Source organism: Shewanella sp. ENK2 (assembly GCF_043568515.1).
Taxonomy (GTDB): Bacteria; Pseudomonadota; Gammaproteobacteria; order Enterobacterales; family Shewanellaceae; genus Shewanella; species Shewanella japonica.
On sequence record NZ_CP171406.1, the window covers coordinates 1,505,491 to 1,520,969 of the forward strand.

The following is a 15,479-nucleotide window of genomic DNA, read 5'->3' on the forward strand; positions in this document are numbered from 1 at the left end:
GGTTTTAATGTAACAAGGTTAAATCATAGAGCTAACAATAGCCATGCTTTGTATTATTTCGCTCTCGCAGGGCGTTTTCCTTGCTTTTGGCCTGCGCCACCAGTGCCTTTAGCGCTAAACGGCTTTTTCTTTTGTGACCAGCCAGTTTTGCCTTTGCCTGCATTGTTACCCTTATCCGATGACTTCCCGCTCCCACTGGTGCCGCCTTCTGCCTTAGCTTTATTCGCAGGTGTGGGTTTCTTGCCTGATGACTTTCTATCATCAAACTGATTACCAGAAAAACGGGTGAATGCTTTTTTACTGCCGTCACTCTTACTGCCACGGTTTTTAGCACCAAAGCCTTGGCGCTCATTACGCGCTTCTGGCGGAACAATATGTTGGACGCCGTGGCCAATCAAATGCTCTTTACCCATAGCAACAAGTGCTTCACGAATAAGAGGCCAGCCAGCGGGATCATGATAACGTAGCAATGCTTTATGTAAGCGACGTTGACGACCTTTTTCGGCACGGTCACTTCTTCACTGCTGTGTTTCACATTTTTAAGTGAGTTAAGCTCAGTGTGATAAATGGTAGTCGCATTAGCCATTGGCGATGGATAAAAATTCTGAACTTGGTCTAGCTTAAACTTTTCTGATTTAAGCCATAACGCTAGGTTCAGCATGTCCTCATCTGTAGTCCCTGGATGCGCAGAAATAAAGTACGGGATCAAGTACTGCTTCTTACCCGCTTCTTTAGAGTAAAAATCAAATAACTCTTTAAACTTATGATAACTGCCCATACCCGGCTTCATCATCTTACTGAGTGGGCCATCTTCGGTATGCTCTGGGGCAATTTTTAAATAGCCACCAACATGGTGTTTAGCCAGCTCTTTAACATAGCGTGGATCTTCAGTGGCTAAGTCATAACGTACACCAGAGGCAATCAGTACCTTTTTAATTCCTGGGACGTCACGTGCTGCTCGGTATAAATCAATGGTGTGTTTATGATCTGTCCCCAAATGGCCACAGATACTTGGATAAACACAGGATAAACGACGACACGTTGTTTCCGCTTTTACGCTCGTGCAGCCAAGACGATACATGTTCGCCGTTGGCCCACCAAGATCTGAAATCACCCCAGTAAACCCAGGTACTTTTTCTTGAATATCTTTAATTTCTTTAATGATTGATTCTTGTGAACGACTTTGAATAATGCGTCCTTCGTGTTCTGTAATCGAACAGAACGAACAACCACCGAAACACCCTCGCATAATGTTAATCGAGGTTTTAATCATGTCATATGCAGGAATTTTCGCCTTGCCGTAACTTGGGTGCGGCACTCGTTGATACGGCAAATCAAATACTGCGTCCATTTCGTCAGTATTCAATGGCCAAGCTGGCGGATTGACCCAAACAGAGCGATTACCTTGGGCTTGAAATAACGCACGCGCACAGCCTGGATTTTGCTCTTGATGCAAAATACGTGATGCATGAGCGTATAAATATTTATCATCAGCGACTTTTTCATAAGCTGGCAATAGTACGTAAGTTTTTTCCCATGGCTTGGGTCTTGGCGGCTGGACACTAATAGCTTTAGGCGCATCGTTATCAAAAATCTTTTTATCCGTAGGACCTGATAACTTTTCACAGCCAACATCATCGGCACCATATGGATTTGGGATCGGATCAATCTTATGCAATTGATCCAATTTACGTGAGTCCATGCCTTTCCAGCCAGGCAATGGCTCATGGCGAATAACTGCTGTACCACGAATATCGTGTAAATCTGCCATTTTCTCACCGTTAGCAATACGATGAGCGACTTCCACCAGCGGACGTTCGGCATTACCATAAATTAGGATATCGGCTTTGGCATCAAAAATAACACTTCGACGTACTTTGTCTGACCAATAATCATAATGGGCGATACGGCGTAAGCTTGCCTCAATACCCCCAATGACGACGGGCACTTCTTTAAAGGCTTCTTTACAGCGCTGGGTGTAAACAGTAACCGCGCGATCAGGGCGTTTGCCGCCTTCATCATTAGGCGTATAAGCATCATCACTACGAATACGACGATCTGCGGTGTAGCGGTTAATCATCGAATCCATGTTGCCCGCAGTAACTCCAAAGAATAAATTCGGGCGACCTAGCTTCATGAAGTCGTTTTTATTCGACCAATCTGGCTGGCAAATAATCCCCACTCGAAACCCTTGTGCTTCGAGCATGCGGCCAATAACAGCCATACCAAAACTTGGATGATCGACATAAGCATCGCCACTGACAATAATAATATCGCAGCTATCCCAACCAAGCTGATCCATCTCTTTACGAGACATAGGAAGAAACGGTGCCGTGCCATAGCATTCGGCCCAGTATCTTGGGTAATTAAATAGCGTGGATTCAACTTGCATGAGATTTGCCTACATTAAACATCATCGATCTGGTGAGTTGCACTTAACCAAGTTTAGTTCAACTCACCCAACTTTTTTCTGGAGGCGGAGTATAGCAGTTACATCACACTAAGTGTGACTAAAAAAGCAGCATAAATAAGGTTTTTAAGCTATTTATAGGTTTCTATAACCTTATTAAAAACAATGACTTTTGTCTTTAAGGCTAAAACTGATTGTTATAAACCAATAAAAAATCCAATATTTACAATCGCTAAGCCAACCATCACAACCCAAGTTAACAAGACGCCCCAAACGCGGCCAAAGTGCACACCGCCTTTAGCTGCAGTTAACCCTATGGCATGTAATAATCTCGCCACAATCCACACGGTACCAAAACAATGCAATATTGCTGCAGGTAAGCCATTAAACTCAGCCAGCATGAATAAAATCAGTGCAAGGGGCGCATTTTCTAGCAAGTTTTCATGGACACGCTTTGCCAACGCTAAATCAGCATTACCACCAGTGCCAATACCAACTTTATTGACCCTTCGCTGCTTAATCACTCTGATGGACAAACCTATTGCAAGTAGCACGGTTAAGCTGGCGTAGAACCCTGAAATCATCAATGACATGTGTGATATTTCCTTTTTATTATTTTTACGGCATTTAGCCAAATAGTGACTACAATTGAGTATTCATTCTATACACATTGAAACAAAATGGAATTATCAACTTTTTAACAATTTTTTGCTGCTTTTTAGGTATTCAGCCAACCTCATTTCGGTTACTATTCGCGCCATTGACCTACTACCCATGTTAACTAGAGTGACGCACGCCTAATGAACGATGACAACTTCATTGAAAAACGCAGATTTATCATAAAATTAGGCAAAGCCCTGCATAAATTCGGTACGCCCGCTTACCGTCTTGAATCCCACTTACAAACGGTGTCTTCGACCTTAGGAATTGAGGGGTACTTTTTAATATCACCCACCTCAATGACCTTTGTCTTGCAGCACGATACCGAACAAGAATATAACCATGTTGCCAGGGTTAAACCCGGTGACTTGGATTTAGGCTCTTTGGCGCGCACCTTTGATTTGGTTGAAGAGCTTAGTACAGGGCAACGTACCCTGAGTGAAGCACTCGAGCGTTTAGAAGAAATTGCCAATAAACCTAACCCTTACGGCCATGGGCTAACGTTATTGTCCTTTGGGGTGAGTGCTGGCGCGTTTGCGATGCTAATGGATACTAGCTGGAACGATGTTTTTTGGTCTGGCATGCTGGGCTTACTAGTTTACGGATTAGTATTTTGGGCAGAAAAATCTAAACGTGTCGCTGAAATGCTTGAACCGTTAGCGGCTGTAGTCTGTGCGATTTTAACCTGTGGTATTGCAGCGGTGGTTGATCCCAGCATTAATATCCCCGTGGTCATCTTGTCAGGGATCATTATTTTTATCCCTGGTTTAGCGCTCACCCTTGGTTTAGCTGAGCTTGCCGCTCGAGATTTAATATCAGGCACAGCAAGGATCATGGATGCGATCATGCTGCTTTTTAAATTGTATTTTGGTGCTGTACTCGGCATGACTTTGGGTAAAGTGATGTTTGGCGAATCTGTGTATATTGAACCCGATTTGCTCCCTCGCTATGCCTCATGGGCAGCTGTTCCATTACTGTCTATGGCGTTGGTTATCATCTTTAAAGCACGTATCAAAGACTCACCTTGGGGAATTTGCGCAGGTATTGTGGCGTATTTCTCGGCTATGTTAGGCGGTCTTTACCTAGGGGAGTCAATTGGTATATTTGTAGGCGCACTGGCTGTTGGCATTTATTCAAACCTTTATGCTCGTTGGATGAAAGCACCCGTCTCAATTGCACTGCTTCAAGGTATTGTTATTTTGGTTCCAGGTAGTAAAACTTATATTGGTTTAAATGCAATGATCTCAGGTGAGACCATGCTAAACCAGGCTCATTTAGGCACACAGGTATTTTTAATTTTTATGTCACTTATTGCAGGTTTAATTTTTGCAAACGTGATTGTGCCTCCTAAACGTAGCCTTTAATCTCAGCGTTAAGGTCAAAGCATGTCATCCCTAATTAATATAGGAGCACACGGTTTGACCTTCCCTTACCTCAAAGTATGTCTTAATCAGTCAAATACATTACTTATTACGTAATAACATCATGATAAATAATTAATTTTATGTTATTTCGTATTTTTTATTTTCTTTTTATTCTGATTTGTATTACCTTCTGCGCCGCTAGGAAAGCATGCGGCACCGACTATGATGTTAGGCCGTAATTCAGGTTCAATGGATGAATCAACCGACCTTGATATCTCCATGTCCTTATTTGCTTGAATCACCTAGCGATAATAATCAAATAAAGGAATGATTGATGAAAAACGTTACCGCTTTAGCACTACTATCTGGTCTATTCGCACTTCCTGCAATCGCAGCACAAGATGCTCCGTTTCAACACGAAGCAGGTCTTGAATATTCAGCTAATACTGAAGAATTCGGCGATGGTATTTGGGATCTAAACTACCGCTACTACATCAAGCCAGTATCACAAGATAATGGCCCATATGCATTGAATGGTTTTTTAGCGCAAACCACTAATATTGGTGCTGGTTACTCAATGTTTGATGATGCAGATACTGACACTGTTCGTATTGATGGAACTTATGTATTTGACTCAAAATGGTTTGTTGGTGCTGAATACAATCGCTTTGAAATCGGCGATTTCAGTGGCAACCTTTACCAATTCGATGCGGGTTACTACTTCAATGACAGCTCGAAAGTCGCGGCATTCTATGTCGATGGCAGTGATGATTTTGAGTCATTCTACGGTGCTGAAATTCGCAGCTTTCTAGCCTTTGAAACCACAACAGGCATCGATTTAGGCGCTATGTGGACTCACACTGACAATGACGACATCTTCAATTTGAATGCTGACTGGTATGTGACTAAAGCTTGGTCTGTTGGGCTTGGATATGTTGACGACGGTTCAGATAATGATTTTGCAGCTAAGACAGCGTACTGGTTGCGTATGTCTGACGCTTTCTCTGCAACTTTTGAAGTATCTAAAGTACTTGATTCTGATGTAGATGGCTTTGGCGCAAGTATCGGTATTGTCGGTCGCTTCTAAACCTTGCTTACTATCTCCCCTGATACCCAAAAGGAGCCATGATGAGGCTCCTTTTTTTATTAACTCTCTCAGTAAAACCAATAATTTTTGTAAATAATCTGCGAAATTTCAAATACCCGCCATACTTAATCTTAGCCACTAAACCTTTGCACTAAAAATGATCGTGCAATGATTAATTGCTATTAGGTCAATAACTTAATTAGCTAATCCAATTATACATAGCACTCAAGACTTCTCATTTGTGGCCATTAAAATAAGTATAGGTAACCATAATAAAAACAACGAACGCATCAATAAAGCTTATCCATTGCGCTTGGAGCTTTATGTTAGTCATCATGATGTCTCCCGTGCTTGTATTAGCCTCACAAGCACCGCTAACTGTACCCAATCAAAGCGATAAAGACCGTGAGACAGCAAATCAAAATAACACCATTACTGTTGATAACATTATCGTGCAGAGTAATGCTATTTTTGACGAAAGTGACCCTGATGCCTTTTTTATCCATCATTGGGCGAATTGGCTACACATTAATACCACTGAACCCACCATTCTCGATAAGCTCACTTTTAAAGAGGGTGAACAAGTCACTCAAAAAACGTTTGCTGAAGCACAACGGTTATTACGTGCTGAACCTTACTTACGTGATGCAAAAATATATGTTGCCCAGAAAGCGCCCGATGCGGACTCCGATGAGCAAACCGTGGTGGTTGAAACCTGGGATAACTGGTCGCTACTCCCCACATTTAGTCTAAGTTCAAGTGGCGGTGAAACCAAATATTCAGTCGGGATTAAAGAAGATAACTTAATGGGACTTGGGATTAAAACTCGCCTTAAGTATCAATCTAATGCTGATAGAACGGGTTATAAATTTGGCGTTACCGCCCCACTCAAAATTATTCAACATGCCACTGTATCTGCCAATATTTATGACAACAGTGATGGCCAAGCAACCCACTTGTACTTTACTAAGCCTTTTTACTCATTGGACACAAAGGATCAGTATTTTGCAGAGTACTTAACAGATCAACGTATTGATACTTTGAGACAAAATGGTGAAGACGTTAATGAATTCGAACATAACGTTGATTATGCCGCCTTGTCTTTTGGTTGGTTATTAAATAAAACAGACGCAGATCTTTCAAGAGTAACACTCGGTATTACCCAGGATAAACATCAATTTGCAGCCAGTGACACGTTCCCCGATGGTCCTTTACCTCAAAATAGAGATTTTATTTACCCTTGGATAGGTTATGAATACCTGCAAGATGACTATCAAGTTTTTACCAATATTCACTTGATCAACAATAATGAGGATTTTAATTTAGGCTGGCGCCATTATGCTCGAGTTGGTTTTGAAACCAATGATGTTAGTGAGGGGAATAATATCGGCTACCATTTTAATGTTAGCTCTAGCCGAGGTTATCAACTAGAAAAAGACTTACTGTTACTCAATTTCAGTGGCCAAGCTAGCATCAATACCAGCCAAAAAGACTTTTATAATGTTAGCGCTCAAGCTGAGTACTTTTATAAAATTCATCCTAAATGGACTGCCTACGCTAAAACTCGGCTGGCAACCTCGAAAAACAATTACCTTGATAAACCTTTTGCTTTAGGTGATGACACTGGAGTTCGGGGGTACCCCAATGACTACCAATATGGTGATAATCAATGGTTACTCACAGGTGAAGTTAGGTATTATCCCAACATCAACCTTTACCAATTAGCTGAATTAGGTTGGGCAACCTTTGTTGATATAGGGCAAGCCTTTGGCGGACCTGATGAAAACAACGAGGTCAGCTCCCCTATAGGCAGTGTCGGCATTGGTGCGCGAGTTTTCTCCTCAAAATCAAGCTATGGTAGCGTAGGTCATATTGATTTAGCCGTGCCTTTTACCAGTGGGGAAAAAGTCGATGACTGGGAATGGCGTTTTCAAGTAAAAAACCGTTTTTAATAAGATCTTCACTATTTAACCTCAGCGACTCAACTTGAGTACACCAGTTCCCTTGTTGAACATTAACAGCTGAAAGGCTTATTTGATGTTTTCAAATCCAGCAATCTTGTCACGAACTTGCTGTTCTTGTTCCTTGCTATCGATTTGATAAATTTTCTTAATTTGACTTTTAAATTGCGGAGCGTCGCCAGTTGATACGGCATCAAACCCAACTGTCACCTTACCCATGCGAGATGTAATAACCAAGGCCTTTGCAAACGTTAAATTCGTATTTACCCCACTTAACACAATGAGGTAAGTTTGTTTTGGTCGACTATCAACAAACACTGTGCGATTGTCCATCGTTCGCCAACCGTCCATCCTAAAATTATCAATACTGGTGACTTCAGTCAGCTCATCAAATTGATAAAGTGCAGCTTTTTGTTTGCTTGCCTCTGACGCACTGCATCCCAATAACATTAACGATACCAACGCAATTATCATTTTATTCAACATAAGCTATCACCCCGTAATATGTTCAGTTAGTTAACGTTTTTAACGGCATAACGTCAGCATAACCAATGAATGAGTGAAAAAGCTAATGAATTTTTGATATCACGGATTGTTCAGCGACTACCTTCCATTGATCCATTAATCCAGCGTTAATGCTGTCGTTAATGGCGCTATCCAATATAGGAGCCAAATGGGCATATTCGCTGTTCAGATACACATATAAGGGGTAAGTTTGTAGCTCTACAGGCAATATCATCACATTGTCGATATTCATCTTATTCAATGTACTTGCACCATCTAAACGACTGGTCACCGCCACATCAATACGACCTTTAACTAAAAGCTGCATGAGTTGTTCAGTAGATGCCACTTTTAATAGCTTATCTGGGTTTACGTCAATTTGTTCGGTATGCTTAACACCACGGATCACTCCCACATTGACATCGACGATATCTTTTAGCGAGTAAATATTGAGGCGATTATCACTGCGAACCAGTAATGCCGTTTTTAAGTGGTAATAAGGAGTGGGAACGCGAATGAGATCGGGATTATCAATGCCATATTCCCATATGCGCATGATTTCACCGGCACTTTTAGCTTCGCACACATTAAGCTCAGCTCGGCTTGCAGGCAACATTTCAATTTCACAATTTAATTGGTACTTTTTGCAAAATCCATCAAATAATCTGGCCCCGACTTCCTGCTCTGCTAGCCCTTGGATACCAACAAAAGAATAGGGTTTTGCCATCGCACCAGCGACAGGTATTAGCCAAATGAACATACAAAGAAACTGAAATAAGAAAACATTAAGAAACACTTTCATGGCAATAAGTCCTTTTGCCGCGACCGATATACACCGGGATATGATTGTTGCTTTACCTGTACCTATGCCAATTTAACGAGCACTTTCATAGAGGTAGATTGTAGCCAGCCACAACCACATCACCTGAGTTATATCGATAACTCCATTAGTGAGTTTCTATTATAGTAAATTTATCACTCGCAGCTTTTAAATTGGTACTTAAGTGCGACAGTCCTTGAGACTGTTCAGAGACTTCATTAGCAATCATACCCACTTGTTGGCCAACTTCATCTATTTGCGCCAAGCCTTCTGTTAATTCCGACGTTGCTAACGCCTGCTCCTTACTTGCCTGAGCGATAAAATCTTGCTGCTCTGCTGAATAACTCATGTGAGCCACAATATCGTTGAATGCGATGCCAGTTTGCTCTGCAACGAGATTACCTTCATCCATTTTAGTTAACGACATTTGCACTAATTTCACCGTTTTATCAGCCGCTTCAGCGCTGCGACTTGCTAAGTTTCTTACTTCATCTGCCACCACAGAAAACCCTCGGCCAAACTCTCCTGCCCGTGCCGCTTCAATGGCTGCATTAAGTGCAATTAAGTTAGTTTGTTCAGCAATCTGGGTAATTTCTCGCATGATAGTGGCAATTTGTTCACCTGAAACATGAATATCTTGTAAAGCGACCCTCAAGTCTTGCATTCGATCATTACCAGCTTTAGCAGCTAAATAAGCGGATTGACCTTTTTGGTTCATTTCTTCTGTTGCGTTAGCTGTTAAATGGATCTGGCTGTCTATTTCTTGCAACGCTGCACTGATCGAGCCTACTGACGTTAGCTGCTCAGTAGCACTTTGTGCCAGACTGTTGCTGTGATGATTCAGATCTTCTGTCGCACTGATAATTTGCTGGGTATTTTGCTTTACCGATACCGTCAACAAAGTGAGGTTATGCACCATCTCAACCAACGCATGCCCTAACAGATCTCGCTCACCGGCTACCGACGGCTGACAAGTTAAGTCACCAGATGCGATAATTTCAGCCGCAGCAACTTGGCGCTTTTGCATCTCAATTAATTGCTTCATTGACTGGCTCATATGGCCTAGCTCATCAGTGCGTTGCAATAGTGCTTGCCACTTTTTGGCATCAAGGTGGGTCAGATTGCTATCTCCTACCGATAAATCATCGACTGCGGTGACCATTGTCCCTAACCCTTTGGTTATTGCATTCACTAACCCTAAAATAAGCCCTGTGATCAATAATGATGAAACTAAGGCCACAATGCTGCTCAGCAGTATTAATTGAGACTGGCTTGCGGCCATAACTTTTTTATCGGTAGCACTGACAATGATCCACCCCGTACTAGCTTGTTGCCTGATTGAGCCAAGAAACGCGACCCCATTCTCTTCAAAATCAACGATGCCATCTTGCTGTTTGCACAATGCTTGGTGTGACGCAAACGCCCGCTGACTGTCTATTAATGGGTGAGCAATAAGCTCACATTGCGCTGATAAAATAAACGCATAGCTATGCTCATCATGTTGGCTAATATCAACAAAGTCATGGTAAAAATTATCCAGTGGGATACTGGCAAATAACACCCCTTCACCTTGAACCCGTTTCGCAAAAGTGACCAATAACTTACCGTCTACTCGGCTTTTTCTCGGGTTAGAGATAACAATATCTGCTTGGTTAAATGCAGCGTTAACATAAGGAAGCTGCTGATAGCTTTGGCCAATACGCTGCTGATTACTTGCTGCGATGGCGACACCTTGTTTATTGAGTAAAGCGAGGTTTCTAAATTGAAATTCAGAAGCTAAGGCCGCAAAGTGCTTAGAGAGTTGCTCAGCAACCTGCGAGACGTTATTGCCTGTCGAGATGCGATTGCCTATGTGAGCATTATTAGCTTGTAACGTTTCACGTATATATGGGCTGCGAATGAGTGCGCTAATAATACCTTGGTTATGCTGATACCAACTATCAATGTTCTTTTGCAGCAATGCACTATTACCACTTACTGTGTTTTCAGCTGTTTGTTTCATGGTGGCCAAACTAAAGTAAATAGTCAGTGTTGCCAATAACATAAAACCACACACAACCGCTGGCACAATAATGAGATTAAACTTATGTTTTAGCTTCATATTATTTTTCTTATTTATTCAGAACACGTTAAAACCAATAAGACATACAATATGATAAAAACAAGCTAAAAAAGATGATTAAGCTCAATTAATTTAGACTTAATCTGACAAACACTATAAATAAAATCACATAAAGCGTACACAAATAAAAAGCCGCTTCATCATTGAAGCGGCTTAAATATAAAGTTTAGAATTTAGATAAAGATGCGCTGAGATTAACTTCTGCGTCTAAGGCCTAACAAGCCCAGCACAAATAACCATAATCCCATTGCACCACCGCTTGAATCAGACTTAGGTTCAGGCTCTGGTGCTATCACTTCAGCAGTCACAGCAATGGTTGCTGTTGCAGCTACCGCTGTTTTAACACCATTACTGACCGTTAGCTCAATCACGGCACTGGCATCAGCATCAACCGCTGGCAGCGTTACATCGGTATCCATGGCCATTGCATCTGCGAAGGTCACCACAGGGCCTGACACTTGGCTCCAAGCATAAGTTAACTCATCATCACTATTAGGCGCGGTACTATCACTTGCAGATAAGCTCACTGTCGTGCCTTCATCAGCTGTCAGCGAAATGGATTGTTCACCATTGATTTTGGCAACTGGTACACCACTTAACATTACAGGCGCTAGCATTTCAGTATGACTCACTTCATTAAGAGTATGCGAGACACTGAATACCAAGTCTTGGCTCATCACCAATGCTTGTGTATCAAGTTCCACGACAATCTCTTGTCCAGCTTCATTGGCCGCTTGCACCACTTCCCAAGAAACCATTTCACCATCAACACTCCCTTGATGACTGTCGCTTTCGATAACCAAACCGACTGGCAACTGCGCAGTGACTGATAAGGTGCGTTCCTCATCAGTGTCATTGTCTGCAAGCGCAATAGATAATGTGATCATATCGCCAGTATCTGCTGATTCGACATCCAGCTGACTTTGGGCATAGGTTGCTTTTCGGTATAACTCAATTGGCATTAATCCCACGTTATCTGCAGCATCTACACCGGTACCAATTTCAAGTACAGTCGTATAAAGCGTGTCAGATTTAAGTGTTTTATCCCAGTTAAGGACTAACCCAATATCCTCATCGGCTGCCACAGCAGATTTAAAGTCAACAGTGATACTTTCATCATCTTTGCCAATGACAGCGAGTTCAATCACCACATCATCTTCGACATCTGACGGCGCAGACGTATCACCATAGTTGTGCACTGTGACATAGTAAGAACCTGGATCTGGGTCATTGATTTCACATGACTCATAAGCCGTTTCTGTTGCGCTCATACACGTTAAAGGATCCATTTCCCGTGCATTATCAGGCTTACCGTTATAGTTACTATCACGGCCAATATATAAGTCTAAATCCGGTGAACTGGTATGTTTAACACGTGCAATAAGACGCTTAGTGTTCGGCGTAATGTTCACTAATTGCGAATAATACTTACTGCTATCGTTATACACATTCGTTGGCCAGTTCGATGTATCGCTGTCGTCTCGAGGTATGGTTGTTTCAATCACTTCAACTTCAGCTAACTCAAAGACCCCAACCTGAATATCACTTGAGCCGACGGTCTTAATGCCAGAAATCGCAGCACTGCCTTTATTCTGCCCTGTGGTTAACTGCGCTATTTCAGGCATACTGCCAGCAACAAAGCTCCCCACTACCGGCATATTGGCGGGAGTTAGCGCGGTATTTTCTGGCGTTAATACTAAGTATCCCATGCCATATTCTGACGCATAGCCTTCACCAATGGCTGCAGTGATATCTAAGCTAATACTTTCGCCAGCAGCAAGGGTAAAACTTGAAGGGGTTGCAGAGATAGACAAACCAGGGGTTTGAGATAACTCGCCCACAGTCCATGTTGACGATACTGTTGCTGTGAATGTTCTTGTCCACGAACACGCCATCATACAGTTATTCATTAATGCTGAAGGTAGGTTCAATGACTCGGGTGTGCCGTCTAAACTAGGATCTGCTAACGTATAGTCTTCATGCGATACATCCATCACCAAGCCAGCGTTTAATGCATCTGCGACACGTGCGCTGCCAGCTCCACCTGTAAATAAACTGGATGGCGTCACACCGTCTTCCATCCATGTGTTTGTTTCAGCACTGAGCATTAAAGCAGATTGAGCTTGAGCCGGTGTCCACTCCGGTTTTAAAGCAGCAATTAAGGTATACACACCTGCAATATGCGGACTCGCCATAGAAGTACCGCTCATAAAGGTCGTCGGAGATTCTGTTTTATCTCCAGTATCTCGCCACGGTTGATACTCTGTATTCGCCCCGTAAATTTCAACGCCAGGAGCAGAAATATGCGGTGTAAGCCAACGGTTCATTATTGACTCAGGGCCTCGTGAGGTAAATTCCGCCGCAATATCTGCTTTAGCAGGATCGCTTTCAAGTACTGACGCATTAAAACTCACAGTATGATCAGAACCAGACGATAGCCAATCCGTCAGTAGTGCACCTTGATCAGCATCTAAATGTACTGCGGGTAAGACGTGTAAATCAGCATCGACTGTCTCAGCGCCACCCTCTAAGTTAATCAAGACTAAACCAGCAGCGCCACCAGCACGAACATTAGTCCCCTTAGCTACCCTTGCTATATCTCCTCGCTCACATACAACAATTTTTCCGGTTACTGTGTCAGCGTCAAAAGGCTCAAGACAGCCTGCCATGCCTAAATCTGCAGCACTAATGATGTCGCCAGAGATACCGCTTGTTGCGCCTTTACCTGTTAATGGCTCAAGATCGTAATCACCGCCTGTAAAGGTGACTTCCTTGTCTGTGAAGCTACGATCATGTGTATAAGCGGCGACGGTGGTAAGCCAAGGCGCATTACCCGGTGAACCAACGGTCTCAGCGCCTGGGCCGTCATTACCTGCTGCGACCGCAACATGGATACCCGCTTCTCGCGCAGCAAGAAATGCTAATGCATCAGTGTCATTCCATGGGTCACTTGCGCCACCACCGACTGAATAGTTGATAACTTGAACGCCATGTTCAATTGCGTGCTCAACCGCTAATGCAGTGACATCAGGCCAACATCCTGCATCGGCGGCGCACACTTGATAAGACACAATATTGGCGTGAGGGGCAACACCACTAATTTGACCAAAGCTAAATTCAGCTTCTTCGCCAACGGCGTTATAAACCGTCACATCTTTAACGATGTTACCTGCTGTGGTTGAAGCCACATGAGAGCCATGACCATTATGGTCAATACCAATTCGGTCGTCCCCTTCTGGGGTATAGTCGTCTAAAAGAGCTTCATGCGCCCAAATACCAATCAATTTGTCATTACAATAATGAGCTAAATCAGAATCACTACAATGACCTAAGTAGGTGCCTTCTCCGAGTGGGTTTGTGTGGTCATAACCATCACCACCAATATCAGCAAAAGAAGCACTTGTATGGTTAATCCCAGTATCCATGATTGCGACGATGACACCTTCACCCATACTAGAAACACCTGTTGCTGAGCCATCCCAAGCACTTGGCGCTTGGATATGCTTTGGCCCAGAGTCAGTATTCAAATGACGTAGTTCGACTTTTTGAACGCTTTTTACACCCGCAACAGAGGCCAGCATTTGCGCTTCTTTTTCTGATAACTCAGTGCTGAAACCGTTTAAGGCAATTTGATACTCGTCATGCACAGCCAATTGGCGGTTCAATGTTGATTTCGCCAGAGACAATGTTTTACTACGCTGGGTATTAAGGTATTGAATATATTGCTGACTCACTGCACTGTTAACATTCAGCACGCCTGTTTTAGCTCGGGAATTTGATGGGTTAGCTAAAATGCTTGTGGCCTTAAGATCCCCATTATCACCGTGATAAGTCGCTAGGGGCTGGTCATCTAATAACACCATATAAAGGTTATCAATTTGACGTGGATTCTTGGTCGTTGGTTGGTATCCTCGCTGACCACTATCGGTATCAAGACCTCGGGTATCAACCACTTTAGCTTGCAAGTTAGGGCTAAATGCCAGCGTTAGCGCTGCTGCAATTAAGCTTTTCTTATATATCGATGTCACAATATCTTCCTCGTTCTAATTATTATCTATCGCGTCTTTATCTGTTTTCGTTAGCCATTGCTTGGCAATAAATCATGCTGTTAACGACAACATTTCGCAGCAATAACGATGTCTGTAACCTTGATACTCGAAGATAATAATCTGAGGCAAATATACAGCGACTATTCCATTTCATTTAAGCTTCACTTTTATTTCAATTCCTTTTTAATCATAAACTTACAAAAACAAACTGTATCAAAATGTATCCAACTTTAGCGATATATTCTCTTTTAACTCCATAACAGGGCTTCATGACAATTTTATGGTGCACTCACCAAATTAAACAATAAAAAACAGATGCTATCTTATTGTTTATTAAGTAAATGAAAAATTATTGAAAGATAAAAGAAACAAAATCAACGCCCATTTGCTTGAGCTTTGTGGTGGTTTCAATGAAAACCTATGTACGAGTATTGAGCAGAGGACTTCTGACTCAATGAGCCTAAGAGTGCGGCAACTCTATTTGAAATAAAAAGAAATGAAG

Annotated in this window: 8 protein-coding genes and 1 pseudogene; 3 read left to right on the plus strand and 6 right to left on the minus strand. The window is 42.5% G+C overall.

All coding sequences use genetic code 11. From position 1 onward, the window contains the following. Positions 1–53 precede the first annotated feature (53 nt). Both ACGEDC_RS06600 and ACGEDC_RS06605 read right to left on the minus strand, forming a co-directional pair. Positions 54–2,392: pseudogene (locus ACGEDC_RS06600) on the minus strand (YgiQ family radical SAM protein). Positions 2,393–2,607: 215 nt separating this feature from the next. Continuing rightward, entirely contained in the window at positions 2,608–3,003 is a 396-nt protein-coding gene (locus ACGEDC_RS06605) for an MAPEG family protein (protein WP_055025524.1), read from the minus strand. Between the two features lie 207 nt (positions 3,004–3,210). On the opposite strand from ACGEDC_RS06605, the gene ACGEDC_RS06610 reads away from it, so the two are divergent. From ACGEDC_RS06610 to ACGEDC_RS06620, 3 genes are all read left to right on the plus strand, one after another. Continuing rightward, entirely contained in the window at positions 3,211–4,434 is a 1,224-nt protein-coding gene (locus tag ACGEDC_RS06610; RefSeq protein ID WP_055025525.1) for a threonine/serine ThrE exporter family protein, read from the plus strand. A 334-nt stretch (positions 4,435–4,768) separates the two neighbouring features. After that, positions 4,769–5,521 (plus strand): putative porin, encoded by a 753-nt coding sequence (locus ACGEDC_RS06615; RefSeq protein ID WP_282167151.1) that lies wholly within the window; start codon positions 4,769–4,771, stop codon positions 5,519–5,521. Between the two features lie 323 nt (positions 5,522–5,844). Next, entirely contained in the window at positions 5,845–7,473 is a 1,629-nt protein-coding gene (locus ACGEDC_RS06620) for a ShlB/FhaC/HecB family hemolysin secretion/activation protein (protein ID WP_080917055.1), read from the plus strand. 78 nt (positions 7,474–7,551) lie between these two features. On the opposite strand, the gene ACGEDC_RS06625 is transcribed toward ACGEDC_RS06620, so the two are convergent. From ACGEDC_RS06625 to ACGEDC_RS06640, 4 genes are all read right to left on the minus strand, one after another. Further along, a complete protein-coding gene (locus ACGEDC_RS06625) occupies positions 7,552–7,968 on the minus strand; it encodes a DUF6491 family protein (protein WP_394497249.1) in 417 nt (138 codons plus the stop codon). 82 nt (positions 7,969–8,050) lie between these two features. After that, positions 8,051–8,788, minus strand: coding sequence for a substrate-binding periplasmic protein (locus tag ACGEDC_RS06630; RefSeq protein WP_394497251.1), 738 nt, complete (start codon positions 8,786–8,788; stop codon positions 8,051–8,053). Between the two features lie 145 nt (positions 8,789–8,933). Then, the gene (locus ACGEDC_RS06635; protein WP_394497253.1) at positions 8,934–10,907 is read right to left on the minus strand and encodes a methyl-accepting chemotaxis protein; all 1,974 of its coding nucleotides are present in this window, start codon (positions 10,905–10,907) and stop codon (positions 8,934–8,936) included. Between the two features lie 215 nt (positions 10,908–11,122). Beyond that, positions 11,123–14,956 carry a S8 family serine peptidase gene (locus ACGEDC_RS06640; protein ID WP_394497255.1) on the minus strand — a complete coding sequence of 1,278 codons (3,834 nt, stop codon included), beginning with the start codon at positions 14,954–14,956 and terminating at the stop codon, positions 11,123–11,125. Between the last annotated feature and the right edge of the window lie 523 nt (positions 14,957–15,479).